The organism is Saccharopolyspora terrae, from assembly GCF_004348435.1.
In the GTDB taxonomy this organism is placed as follows: Bacteria; Actinomycetota; Actinomycetes; order Mycobacteriales; family Pseudonocardiaceae; genus Saccharopolyspora; species Saccharopolyspora endophytica.
The window spans coordinates 1-12,153 of the sequence record NZ_SMKS01000045.1 but is presented as its reverse complement, the minus strand read 5'-3'; the positions used below and the strand labels follow the sequence as shown (position 1 = coordinate 12,153).

Sequence of the window (12,153 nt, the reverse complement as noted above, 5' to 3'; positions counted from 1 at the left end):
CACATGCGCAACGAAGGCACCGGTTCCTGGCCGCACCGCAGGTTCCGGCTCTCCCCGGAGAAGATCGCGATTTCCTTCCGCGATCGTCGGATCACCTACCGAGAGCTCGACGACCGGGTCACCAGGCTCGCGCACGCCTTGCGGGAGCTCGGGGTCGGGCGCGGGGACCGGGTCGCGCTGCTGAGCGCGAATCACCCCGCCTACCTCGAAGCGCTGTTCGCCTCCGGCCTGCTCGGCGCGATCTTCGTCCCGCTCAACGCGCGGCTGACCGCACCGGAAGTCGAGTTCGCCCTGCGCGATTCCGGCGCTTCGGTCCTCATCCACTCGCAGGAGCTGACCGAGGTCGCGCGGGCCGCGAGCGGTTCCGCGACACGAGTCGTGATGCGCGACGGGGACGCACCCGCGGACACCGCCGGCTACGAGGACCTCATCGCCTCGGCCGGCACCGCGCGCATCGACGAACCGGTGTCGCACGACGACCCGTGCTTCATCATGTACACCTCCGGCACGACCGGTCGTCCGAAGGGCGTGGTGCTGACGCACGGCAACATCGTGTTCAGCGTCATGAACGCGGTGATCGACCTCGACCTCACCAGCGATGAGACCGCCCTGGTGTGCGCTCCGCTGTTCCACACCGCGGCGTTGGACTTCGTCGCGCTGCCGACGCTGCTCAAGGGCGGCAACGTGGTCATCGAAGAGGGCTTCGAGCCCGGCCCGATCCTGCGGACTCTGGAGAGCGAGCGGATCACCTACACCTTCGGCGTGCCGACCATGTTCGACGCGCTCAGCTCCCACCCCGACTGGACTTCGACGGACCTGTCCGCCATCCGGCGTGTGACGGTGGCCGCGGCACCCGTACCACCCCGGACCTTGCGGACCTACGCCGAACGCGGCATCAAGATCTGCCAAGGCTACGGCCTGACCGAAACCGGCCCGGGCGCGCTGATCCTCACGCCGGACGACGTGGAGCGCAAGCGCGGAACCGCTGGTGTTCCGCACTTCTTCACCGACGTCAGGGTGGTGGACGAGGAAGGGCGCGACGTGGCGCCGGGCGAGCGCGGCGAGATCCAGATCTGCGGTCCGAACGTGATGCGCGAGTACTGGAATCGACCGGACGCCACCGCCGACGCCTTCACCGACGGGCTCTGGTTCCGCTCGGGCGATGTCGGGCTCCCAGACGTGGACGGCTTCGTGACGATCGTGGACCGGCTCAAGGACATGATCATCTCCGGCGGGGAGAACGTGTACCCCGCCGAGATCGAGGCAGTGCTGCTGGAGATGCCGGGCGTGACCTCCTGCGCGGTCTTCGGCATCCCGGACGAGAAGTGGGGCGAGGTCGGCTGCGCCGCGGTGAGCCTGGACGACGGGCACGCGCTCACGCACGAGCAGATGGTCGAGTACCTCGGAGAGCGCCTCGCGAAGTACAAGATCCCGAAGTCGCTGCTCGTCCTCGACGAGATCCCCCGCAACGCCACCGGAAAGATCCGCAAGAGCGAACTCAGGCGGCTCCACGCCCGCTGACACGCCGTCGCCCCACTCCAGCGGCGCTGTACGGCGCGCTGCGCGATCCCCTCGTTCACCGACCGAAGGAGCACCATGACCGAAACCGGCTCCGCGAGAACACATTCACCACCTGCGCGAACGGGAGAAGCCGCTCGCGTGGTGCTTTCGAGCTACCTGGGAAGCACCCTCGAGTACTACGACTTCCTGCTCTACGGCACTGCGGCCTCGTTGGTGTTCGGTCCGGTGTTCTTCTCCGGTCTCTCGCCCGCCGCTGCGACCATCGCCTCGCTGGGCACCTTCGCCGCCGGCTACCTCGCGCGCCCTCTCGGAGGCGTCGTGTTCGGCCACTTCGGCGATCTGATCGGCCGGAAGAAGATGCTGGTGCTGTCCATGGCCATCATGGGTGTGGCCTCGTGCCTGATCGGCCTGATCCCGCCGGCGTCGATGATCGGGTCGTGGGGTGCGATCGCGCTCGTCACGCTGCGGGTCCTCCAGGGCGTCGCGATCGGCGGCGAGTGGGGCGGTGCGGCGTTGATGGCGCTCGAACACGCCGAACCGGAGCGGCGGGGCTTCCTCGCCGCGTTCACCAACGCGGGTGCGCCCACGGGTGCGCTGCTGGGCACCCTCGCCATGTCGGGAGCTGCACTGCTGCCTTCCGAGGACTTCCTCAGCTGGGGATGGCGCGTCCCCTTCCTCGTGTCGGCCGTGATGCTCGCGCTCGGCCTGTACGTCCGCTCCAAGGTCAGCGAGAGCCCCGTGTTCCGAGCAGCCGCCGAGCGCGCGGCCCGCGAGCAGGCCGACCGCAAGAAGACCGCTCCGCCGATCTTCGTCGTGCTGCGCCGTCCGCGAACCGTGGTGTTCTCCGCGTTGGCCTGCATCGCCAGCTTCGGCATGCAGACCGCGTTCACCACGTTCGCGATCACCTACGCGATCAAGCACGGAGGGGTGAAGTCCGAAGTGCTGCTCGGCTTCGCCGTGGGCCAGTTCTGCGCGATCTTCCTGGTGCTCGGCTACGCCCGGCTGTCCGACCGGATCGGCCGTCGACCGGTGATGCTGGGCGGCCTGGCCGGGATGGTGGTGCTCGTCTACCCGCTGTTCATGCTCCTCGCCCAGGGCACCCTCGCAGCGGCGGCGTTCGCCTTCATCGGTTACACGTTGTGCCAGAGCGCCACGTACGGGCCGGTCGCGGCCTACATCTCCGAGCAGTTCGGCACGCGCAGCCGCTACACGGGCGCCTCGCTCGGTTATCAGCTGGCGACCCTGGTCGGCGCGGGCTTCACACCGGTGATCCTGGCATCGCTGTTCGCCTCCGCCGGTGGCTCGATCCTGCCGGTCGGCATGTTCATCATCGGGCTGTGCCTGGTCAGCGCGGTGTTCATCCTCCTGGCCGGAGAGAGCAAGGACAACGACCTGGATGCGGTGGGCGGACGCTGATGGGGGCCCGCCGCGACTCGGTCACGTCGTGCTCTCCGGGAACACGATGTGCTGCAAGCCTTCTCTCAGCTGGTCCAGCACCTCGCTGGGCAGGTGGTCGAAGTAGCCGTCTTCGACCCGGGCAGCGCGCGCACAGGCGTCCGCGTGCAGTTCGCGCCCCTCGTCCGTGGCCACGATCAGCTTGTTGCGGCGGTCCGCGGGGGCGGCCGTGCGTTCGACCAGGCCGCGCTCCTCGAGGTCGTCGACCAGACCCACGATCTGACTGGGGTCGAGCCCCATCGTGGCCGCGACGCTGCGCTGGTTGACTCCTTCGGGCGCTTCGCACGCCAGCGCCAAGACGGAGTACGAGCGCACCTTCAGGCCCAGCGAGACCAGTTCTTTGTTCACCGCACCGGCCAGGATTCCCCCTGAACGCGAGAGCAGAAAACCGAGGTCCTCCGCCAACGAGCGGCCTTGTGACTGCGGCATGCCTCTCCCCTGTCCATGACTCTGCGTCTAAATAATTGAAAATCTTAACTATGGATTTTACCATGCGAAAGACTCGACCTAAGGAGCATGATGGAGCTGAGCACCAAGGTTGCCGTCGTCACCGGTAGCGGGCAGGGCCTGGGCCTGGCGTACGCGAAGGAGCTCGCGCGACGCGGGGTCGCGGTGGTGATCAACGACGTGGACCAAGCCACCGCGGACACCGCTGTCGCCGAGATCGTCGAGTCCGGAGGCCGCGCGATCGCGGTGGTAGCTCCGGTGGGAAGCGCGGAGACGGCCGAGCGACTGGTGGCCGCCGCCGTCGAGGAGTTCGGGCGACTGGACGTCCTGGTCACCAATGCCGGCATCTTGCGGGACAAGGTCCTGTGGAAGATGACCGACGAGGACTTCGACGCGGTGATCGACGTGCACCTGCGCGGCACCTTCACCTGCGTTCGCCGGGCGGTGCAGCGCTTCCGGGAGCAGGGAGAGGGCGGCCGGATCATCTGCGTGGGTTCTCCCGCCGGTCAGCGCGGCAACTTCGGGCAGACCAACTACTCCGCTGCGAAGGCCGGAATCGTCGGCATGGTCCGGACTTGGGCGATGGAGCTGAAGCGGGCCGGCATCACCGTCAACGCCGTGTGCCCGGTCGCCGCGACGGCGATGACCGAGACCATCCCGTTCCTCGCGCCGCACGTCGAGTCGATGAAGCGCGGCGAACCGCTGCCTGCCGTCATCCGGCGCGATGTCGGGATGGGCACGCCCGAGGACGCCGCAGGAGTCGTCGCGTTCCTGGCCTCCGAAGCGGCGGCCGAGATCACCGGCCAGGCCATCTCGGTCGGCGGGGACCGGCTCGCGCTGTGGTCGCACCCGCAGCTGACGACGACCGCGTTCCACGACGGCGGTTGGTCGGCCGACGACATCGCGACCGAGTGGGCCGCGACCTTCGATCACGCCGTCGAGTCGGTGGGCGAGGAATTCCCGGAGGAGGTGCGGGCCCGATGAGCGACGAGGTGACCCGATACGAGTGCGCCATCGACTTCGACGCGATCGAGGCCATCGACGTGCACACCCACGTCGAGATCGACGGGTGCGGGCACAAGTCCGTCGACGACGAGCTGATGGCGGCTTCGGAGAAGTACTTCAAATCCGGCCACGAGCGCACGCCGACGATCGACTCCATCGCTGCGCACTACAGGGAGCGCAACATGGCCGCCGTCGTGTTCACCGTCGACGCCACCTCGGCGTCGGGCCACGCGCCCAACTCCGTCGAGGAGATCGCCGAACTGGCCGCCGCGAACAACGACGTGCTCATCCCGTTCGGCTCGGTCGACCCCTGGCAAGGCCTGACCGCGGTCAAACGCGTCCGAACCCTGCTCGACGACTACGGCGTGCGGGGCTTCAAGTTCCACCCGAGCCTGCAGGGGTTCGAGCCCAACGACCGCCGGTTCTACCCGCTGTACGAGCTGCTCTCCGAGGCCGGTGTGCCCGTGCTGTTCCACACCGGGCAGACCGGCATCGGTGCCGGGCTCCCCGGTGGGCACGGCATCAAGCTCCGCTACTCGGACCCGATGCTCCTCGACGACGTCGCTGCCGACTTCCCCGATCTGACGATCGTCCTGGCTCACCCCGCGGTGCCGTGGGTCGACTCCCAGATCTCGATCGCCATGCACAAGGCGAACGTCTACATCGACCTGTCGGGGTGGTCGCCGAAGTACTTCCCGCCGCAGCTGGTGAAAGCCGCCAACACGATGCTCCGCGAGAAGGTCCTCTTCGGCTCCGACTTCCCCGTGATCCAGGTCGATCGCTGGCGCAACGACTTCGCGAAGCTCGACATCAAACCCGAGGTCGCCCCGCTGATCTTCAAGGAGAACGCGCTGCGCGTTCTCGGGATCAAGAGCTGACAACACAACCGGCCGCGTTCGAACGAGGAGAGGCCATGACCGACCGCACGACCGCGCCGACCACGACCCGCGTCGCCACGCTCGCCGACCTCCAGGCGCTGGAGGGAGCAGAACTGGGCACTAGTCCCTGGGTCGAGGTCCCCCAGCAGCGGATCAACACCTTCGCCGATGCCACGGACGACCACCAGTGGATTCACGTCGACCCCGACCGCGCCCGGACGGAAAGCCCCTTCGGAGGGCCGATCGCGCACGGCTACCTGACGCTCTCGCTCATCATCCCGATGTGGGCCGAGGTCCTGCAGGTGGACAGCGCGACCATGGCGATCAACTACGGGCTGAACAAGGTCCGCTTCACGAACCCGGTTCCGGCAGGTGGCCGGGTCCGCCTGCACGCGACGCTCACAGCGGTGGAGGTCCTGCCGAAAGGTGGCGTGCAGCTGATCGTCGACGGGCGGATCGAGCTCGAAGGCCACGAGCGTCCAGCGGTCGTCGCGGAGGCCGTGTACCGCTTCTTCGAATGACCCATCGCTGCACCGGTGGACGCGTCACCTTCGGGGATGCGTCCACCGGTGCAGTGCGAAACCGGTGACGGACACGGCTGTTCGAGCGGATTCCACGAGTCACCGCGGAAAGCGGCGTCGACTCGACCTGGAACCGCCGAACTCGCCAGGTGATTACCTGCGGCGACGCGCGAACTCGCCTGAGGCGGAACAGAATCGCCAAGCCGCATGAAAGTGGTGGTGCGCGATACTGGGATTGAACCAGTGACCTCTACCGTGTCAAGGTAGCGCTCTCCCACTGAGCTAATCGCGCTCGGCGGATCTCTCCGCCAGCGGTGAAGAGTTTAGCCCAACGGGTTTCGGCCGTTCGCACCCACCCCTGGCGTTCGCGGGACGTCGGCGGCGCCGGTCGCCCGGAACGCAAAAACGCCGCTCCACCTGGGGTGGTAGCGGCGCTTCGCGTCAGCCGAAGATCAGCGGTCGGCCATCTTCTTCTGCAGGTTCTCGTCCAGCGTCGCGAGGAACTCCTCGGTGGTCTGGAACGGCTGGTCGTTGCCGACCAGCAGGGCCAGGTCCTTGGTCATCTTGCCGCTCTCGACGGTCTCGACGATGACCTGCTCCAGCGCGCTGGCGAAGCCGATGACCTCCGGGGTCGAGTCCATCTTGCCCCGGGCCTGCAGGCCGCGGGTCCAGGCGTAGATCGACGCGATCGGGTTGGTCGAGGTGGGCTTGCCCTGCTGGTGCTGGCGGTAGTGGCGGGTCACCGTGCCGTGCGCGGCCTCGGCCTCCACCTTGCCGTCAGCGGTCATCAGCACCGAGGTCATCAGACCCAGCGAGCCGAAGCCCTGCGCGACGGTGTCCGACTGCACGTCACCGTCGTAGTTCTTGCAGGCCCAGACGTAGCCGCCCTCCCACTTCAGGGCGGTGGCGACCATGTCGTCGATCAGCCGGTGCTCGTAGGTGATGCCCTTGGCGTCGAACTGAGCCTTGTACTCGGCCTCGAAGACCTCCTCGAACACGTCCTTGAACATGCCGTCGTAGGCCTTCAGGATCGTGTTCTTGGTCGACATGTAGACCGGGTAGCCGCGCTCCAGGCCGTACCGGAAGGACGCGTGCGCGAACTCCTCGATCGACTTGCGGTAGTTGTACATGGCCATGGCCACGCCACCGTCTTCACCGAACTTCGCCACCTCCATCTCGATCGGCTCGGAGCCGTCTTCGGGGGTGTAGGTGATGGTGACGGTGCCCGGGCCCGGGACCTTGAAGTCGCTGGCCTTGTACTGGTCGCCGTGGGCGTGACGGCCGATGACGATCGGCTTGGTCCACGTCGGCACGTACCGCGGGATGTTGGAGATGACGATCGGCTCGCGGAAGATCACGCCACCGAGGATGTTGCGGACGGTCCCGTTCGGGCTCCGCCACATCTTCTTCAGGCCGAACTCCTCCACGCGCGCCTCGTCAGGCGTGATGGTGGCGCACTTGACGCCTACGCCGTGCTTGGCGATGGCGTTCGCCGCGTCGACGGTCACCTGGTCGTCGGTGGCATCCCGGTGCTCGATGCCGAGGTCGTAGTAGTCGAGGTTGATGTCCAGGTAGGGGTGGATCAGCTTGTCCTTGATGAAGGACCAGATGATCCGGGTCATCTCGTCGCCGTCCAGTTCGGCGACCGTGCCCTGGACCTTGATCTTGCTCATGTGGCGGGGTGCTCCTCTCGCGAGAATGCAAGCGGTACAAGCGTACTGCTAGCGCCTTCGATTGTGCCTTGCCCCCGTCGGCCGCCACCAGGGTCACGGCACATCCGAAGCCAGATTCACAGCTGCCACTCCCCGGGCAATGCCGAGCCGCACCGCGATCTTCTTCTACTCTCGAACTCACAGACGAGTGATCTTGTCGAGCAGGTGTTCGGCGCGGCAGGCGATGCAGGAGAGACATGGCGACAGGACCGACGCACGCGATGAGCGGGTTGGCCGCATGGGCAGCGGTGACCGCCCTGGCCGACACGCACGCGATTGGGCAATTATCCCCCAAGACCTGGGTGGTCGGAGCCACTCTCTCCGCAGGCGCCGCTCTGCTGCCCGACATCGATCACCCGTCGTCCACGGTCGCGGCCACCTTCGGCGCCATATCCAAGGGCTTCTCCGCGGGCATCAGCGGCTTCAGCGGCTTCCTGTACCGGCTGACCCGCACCAAGAAGGACAGCGACCGCGAGGGCACCCACCGCGGCTTCACGCACACGGTGGTCTTCGCCGTCCTCGCCGGGCTGATCACCACCGCGATCGTGCAGACCAGCGAGGGCAGCGCGCTCGGCGTGCTGATGTTCTTCTTCGCCGGGCTCGCGGTGCGAGGGCTGATGCACACCTGGAGCTCGCGGCAGGACGCGCTGCTCATCGCGGTCACGTCGTTGCTGCTCACGGTGGCCTGCTGGGCCTGGGCGGGCGACCAGCCGACCGACGCCGCCGCGTTCGGGCTCGCCGTGATGATCGGCTGCGTCGCCCACTTCATCGGTGACGCGATCACCGAGCAGGGGTGCCCGATGCTGTGGCCGGTGCCGCTGGGCGGCAAGACCTGGTACCCCGTCGCGCCGCCGAAGAAGCTGCGCATGCGCACCGGCGGCGCCGTCGAGCTCGCCATCATCGGCCCCGGCCTGACCCTCGCGGCGGCGGCGCTGACGTGCGTGGTGCTCTACCGCCTCGGCGTGGCCCCGTGGCTGGCCGGGCTGGACCTGCCACCTGGCTTGATGGCCTGGATCGAGGCAAGCCCTTGAGCCAGGCGGAGTAGGGTTTAGACCATTAGCAGGCAAAACAAGACAAAGGGCACAATCCCTCTGGTCTGACCGATAAGGTGCACCTGCGGTGCCATGTGGGCACCGCTCCTTGTCCCCGGAGGGAAGATGCGAGCTCGAATGCGGATCGCAGCGGCGGTCGTGTCGCTGCCACTGCTGGCCGGCCTCGCCGCGTGCGGCGAGATCCAGGAGGCCCAACAGGGACTCCAGCAGGCCAACCAGCAGCTCCAGGGCGCCCAGCAGAGCCTGGACACCGCTCAGGCGTGCCTGCAGGCGATCAACGCCGCGAACTTCGTGCCGAATTTCGCCGACCCGCAGAAGGCCCAAGCCGATGCGCAGGCCAAGGTCACCGAGATCCAGCAGCTCGCCGACCAGACCGCCGACGAAACCCTGAAGCAGAACCTGCTCGACGTGCAGGAGTCGGTCCAGCAGGTGGCCGACGGCCAGATCGACATCGAGGCCAGCGCCGAGTGGACCTCCGCTCAGCTGGACAAGTACCAGGCCGTCACCACGACCTGTTCCCGCCTGGCCGGCTGACGACCATGCGGAGCGTGTCGCATGTCACCTAGCCTGGTGTGGCGGAGGTGATGTGCGATGAGAGCAGTCGTGGGCGACCAGCTTCACGTGCACAGCAAGCACGTCGACGAGGCCGAGAAGTACGGGGAGATCCTGGAGGTCCTCGGACCGGACGGCGAACCGCCGTACAGGGTCCGCTACACGGACGGGCACGTCGGCCTGGTGTTCCCGGGTTCCGACTGCGTGGTCGAAGCCCCATCCCCTCGCCGAGGCGAGTAGAGCGGCCGGTCGCGCCCAGCGGCCGGCCTCACTCCCACGGTTCGGCGAGGACCGAATCCACCTCGGCCCGGAACAGCGGTTCCGGGTCGACCCCCATCCCGGCGAACTGACCGGTGACCTCGAGGCTCAGCACGCCGTGCAGGCGCGACCAGGCGCGGACCGCCTTGCGCAGCGCCGGCACCGGCGGCTGCGGCCCGCCGCGCCGCTCGCGCCAGGCCACCAGCTGCCGGTCCAGCGCACCGCTCGGCGCCGCCTCCGGCGCCAGCTCGGCGAGGGCGTCCAGGAGCGGCCGGAACGCGCGGTCGGCGAGGCCGAAGGTCTCCGCGGGCGCCTCGTAGCCGGGCACCGGCGTTCCGTACAGCAGCAGGAAGCGCTGCGGGGCCTCCAGCGCCCACGCCCGGAAGCCCGTCGCGATCTCGCGGAACCTGTTCTCGGGAGCCTTGCGGCGGTGGTCGAGCGCGATGCCCTCCAGGGTCTCGGCCAGGTCGCGGTAGCCGTCGGTGACCAGGTCGGTGAGCAGCGCGTCGCGATTGGCGAAGTACCGGTAGAGCGCGGGCCCGGTGACGCCCATCCGCTTGGCGATCGCGTTGACCGAGATCCCCGACGGCCCCGACTCGGCGAGCTGCTCCATCGCGACCTGCTTCGCCTCGTTGCGCGTCTGCTCCCGGAACCGCTCGCGGGGACTGCGCTGCGCTGCTGACATGTCCGCCTCCCTTGACACCCACACGGTAACAGCTTCATATTTGGGTTATAAGTTCTAACGTTCGCTATTCGCTATCACGAGGAGTCGTCATGGCAGGCACCGAGATCGCGTTCACCGGACTCGGCGAGATCGCCGTCCGCGAGGCCGACGCACCCGAACCGGGACCGCGCGGCGTCGTGATCCGCACCGAGGCCACCGGGGTCTCCTTCGCGGAGGTGCAGATGCGGCGCGGCCGCTACCCGGCCCAACCCGCGTTCCCGTTCGTGCCCGGGTACGACCTGGTCGGCGAGATCGTCGCCGTCGGACCCGAGAGCTCCTGGCGGATCGGGCAGCGGGTGGCGGCCATGCCGCGCACCGGCGCGTGGGCCGAGCACGTGGAGGTCCGCGACCGCGATCTGGTCGAGGTCCCCGCGGACATCGACGCGGCGGAAGCGGTGTCGCTGGTGCTCAACGGCGTCACCGCGCGGCAGCTGCTGCGCGCCGCGAACGTCCGAAGAGGACGAACGATCCTGGTGCACGGCATCGGCGGCGGAGTCGGGACGCTGCTCGCGCAACTGGCCGCCGCCGACGGGATCCGCGTCATCGGAACGGCTTCCGCGCACCGGCACGCCGACCTCGCCGACCTCGGAGCGGAGTTGATCGATCACCGCGCGGAGGACGTCGCGGCGCGCGTGCGCGAGCTCGCACCCGGCGGCGTCGACGCCGTCCTCGACCCGCTCGGGCCGTCGAGCCTGCCGACCTCCTGGCGGCTGCTCGCACCCGGCGGCACCCTCATCAGCTACGGCAGTGCGACCACGCTCGACGATTCCGGCCCGTGGTGGCGGCCCTACGTGGGAATCACCCGGATGCTGGTCGGCTGGGAGCTCCGCCGGTTGCTCGGCAGGACGGCAGGACGCCGCATGCGGCTGTACTACGTGAAACCCGGAGAGCGCTTCCGAGCCGATCTGGCCGAGCTGTTCCGGATGGTCACCAGTGGACGGTTGCGACCGCTCATCGCCGAACGGATGCCGCTCCAGGACGCCGAGCAGGCCCTGGACCTGCACCTATCCGGGAAGAAGACCGGCCGCATCGTGCTGCTGCCAGGAAACCGGGACGCAGGAAACCCGAAATGTTAGCTGGTTTGCACCATCCCGGACTCCCACGAAACGCGCCGCGTCCTTAAGGTGGTTCCAACGGGAATCGCGAGGAGGCTGTGAAGTGTTGCAAGACGACCGGGACGCGGGGGCACCGGCCGATCTTCCTGCGGTTTTCGGCATCGGTTCAGGCCTTTCCACGGAGCTGCCACCTGGCGAGATCCTCACCGAGCGGATGTCGATGGCCGCCTACCCGACACCGCTGTGCTGGATCAGCCTGGACACCCCGAGACCCCAACTGGCCGCCGCGCTGCGCGCCGAGCACCGGCGCAGCGGGCTGTGGCCGCTGCTGCTGTGCGACAGCGACGAGACCTTCGGCGAGCGCTGCACCGTCGGCGTGACCGCCCCCGAACCGCTGGAGCACATCGACCGCTGGCGCGTCTACGACGTCATGGTCCGGATCTGGGACGGCCTGGTGCAGACCGACGACGAACTCGGCCCCGCCTACGACCTCGACGTCCTGGCGCCCTTCGACTACGCCTGCCCGGGACCCGCCAAGGCCGGCAACCTGCTGGCCGATCCGGACGTGCTGGCCAACCAGCAGCTCCCGAAGCTCGTCGACGCCGACACCCGGCTGGCCCTGGTGCCGGTCAAGCGCGGCGCCGACGTGCTGACGGTGCTCGGCTGGTCCGGTGCCGCCAACCACGTCTCGCGCACCGCCGGGCTGTCGGCGATGGTCCGCAGCTGGGAGGAGCGCTTCGGCGCCCGCATCCTGCGGCTCGGCCCGGACCGCCTGGACATGAGCGTCGCCGCCCCGCCGCAAACGGCCGAGCACGCCACCCAGGTCGCCGCCGAGCACTGGACCTTCTGCCCCGACCGGATCCTGCAGGAGACCGGCTCGATCTCGGCCTACGCAGGCGAGATCCGAGGCCGCCGCACCTGGTCCTTCTGGTGGGACTGACCACCCCACCACCAACATCGCCCCGATCCCCCG

General features: G+C 68.4%; 13 protein-coding genes and 1 tRNA gene. 10 read left to right on the top strand and 4 right to left on the bottom strand.

Annotated features, from left to right (window positions below):
- The first annotated feature begins 3 nt into the window (after window positions 1-3).
- On the top strand, window positions 4-1,521 hold the full coding sequence (locus E1181_RS21925; protein ID WP_132677530.1) for an acyl-CoA synthetase: 1,518 nt from the start codon (window positions 4-6) through the stop codon (window positions 1,519-1,521).
- A 138-nt stretch (window positions 1,522-1,659) separates the two neighbouring features.
- On the top strand, window positions 1,660-2,937 hold the full coding sequence (locus E1181_RS21920; protein WP_328590904.1) for an MFS transporter: 1,278 nt from the start codon (window positions 1,660-1,662) through the stop codon (window positions 2,935-2,937).
- A gap of 21 nt (window positions 2,938-2,958) precedes the next feature.
- Here E1181_RS21920 and E1181_RS21915 read toward each other — a convergent pair whose 3' ends face one another.
- Window positions 2,959-3,405 carry a MarR family winged helix-turn-helix transcriptional regulator gene (locus E1181_RS21915; protein ID WP_132677528.1) on the bottom strand — a complete coding sequence of 149 codons (447 nt, stop codon included), beginning with the start codon at window positions 3,403-3,405 and terminating at the stop codon, window positions 2,959-2,961.
- Between the two features lie 90 nt (window positions 3,406-3,495).
- Between E1181_RS21915 and couN the strand changes: the two genes are divergently transcribed.
- Genes couN through couM form a run of 3 tightly spaced genes read left to right on the top strand, consistent with a single transcriptional unit; the run spans window position 3,496 to window position 5,827 of the window.
- Window positions 3,496-4,407, top strand: a complete 912-nt coding sequence (gene couN / locus E1181_RS21910) for a 4-hydroxyphenyl-beta-hydroxyacyl-CoA dehydrogenase (RefSeq protein WP_132677527.1) — start codon at window positions 3,496-3,498, stop codon at window positions 4,405-4,407.
- 8 nt (window positions 4,408-4,415) lie between these two features.
- On the top strand, window positions 4,416-5,306 hold the full coding sequence (gene couO, locus E1181_RS21905) for a 4-hydroxyphenyl-beta-ketoacyl-CoA hydrolase (RefSeq protein ID WP_132677560.1): 891 nt from the start codon (window positions 4,416-4,418) through the stop codon (window positions 5,304-5,306).
- A gap of 35 nt (window positions 5,307-5,341) precedes the next feature.
- Window positions 5,342-5,827: a p-hydroxycinnamoyl-CoA hydratase gene (couM, locus tag E1181_RS21900; protein ID WP_132677526.1), complete on the top strand. Its 486-nt coding sequence runs from the start codon at window positions 5,342-5,344 to the stop codon at window positions 5,825-5,827.
- Between the two features lie 217 nt (window positions 5,828-6,044).
- Here couM and E1181_RS21895 read toward each other — a convergent pair.
- A tRNA-Val gene (locus tag E1181_RS21895) sits at window positions 6,045-6,119 on the bottom strand.
- A 160-nt stretch (window positions 6,120-6,279) separates the two neighbouring features.
- A complete protein-coding gene (locus E1181_RS21890; RefSeq protein WP_132677525.1) occupies window positions 6,280-7,500 on the bottom strand; it encodes an NADP-dependent isocitrate dehydrogenase in 1,221 nt (406 codons plus the stop codon).
- Between the two features lie 236 nt (window positions 7,501-7,736).
- Between E1181_RS21890 and E1181_RS21885 the strand changes: the two genes are divergently transcribed.
- From E1181_RS21885 to E1181_RS21875, 3 genes are all read left to right on the top strand, one after another.
- Window positions 7,737-8,570: a metal-dependent hydrolase gene (locus E1181_RS21885; protein ID WP_132677524.1), complete on the top strand. Its 834-nt coding sequence runs from the start codon at window positions 7,737-7,739 to the stop codon at window positions 8,568-8,570.
- A 126-nt stretch (window positions 8,571-8,696) separates the two neighbouring features.
- Window positions 8,697-9,125, top strand: a complete 429-nt coding sequence (locus E1181_RS21880) for a hypothetical protein (protein ID WP_235876942.1) — start codon at window positions 8,697-8,699, stop codon at window positions 9,123-9,125.
- Window positions 9,126-9,182: 57 nt separating this feature from the next.
- Window positions 9,183-9,383, top strand: a complete 201-nt coding sequence (locus E1181_RS21875) for a DUF1918 domain-containing protein (RefSeq protein WP_132677523.1) — start codon at window positions 9,183-9,185, stop codon at window positions 9,381-9,383.
- Between the two features lie 28 nt (window positions 9,384-9,411).
- On the opposite strand, the gene E1181_RS21870 is transcribed toward E1181_RS21875, so the two are convergent.
- The gene (locus tag E1181_RS21870; RefSeq protein WP_132677522.1) at window positions 9,412-10,086 is read right to left on the bottom strand and encodes a TetR/AcrR family transcriptional regulator; all 675 of its coding nucleotides are present in this window, start codon (window positions 10,084-10,086) and stop codon (window positions 9,412-9,414) included.
- 89 nt (window positions 10,087-10,175) lie between these two features.
- On the opposite strand from E1181_RS21870, the gene E1181_RS21865 reads away from it, so the two are divergent.
- Both E1181_RS21865 and E1181_RS21860 read left to right on the top strand, forming a co-directional pair.
- Window positions 10,176-11,201 (top strand): medium chain dehydrogenase/reductase family protein, encoded by a 1,026-nt coding sequence (locus tag E1181_RS21865; RefSeq protein ID WP_132677521.1) that lies wholly within the window; start codon window positions 10,176-10,178, stop codon window positions 11,199-11,201.
- An 82-nt stretch (window positions 11,202-11,283) separates the two neighbouring features.
- Complete coding sequence (locus E1181_RS21860; protein WP_235876941.1) at window positions 11,284-12,120, top strand: DUF4253 domain-containing protein; 837 nt, start codon at window positions 11,284-11,286, stop codon at window positions 12,118-12,120.
- Window positions 12,121-12,153 lie beyond the last annotated feature (33 nt).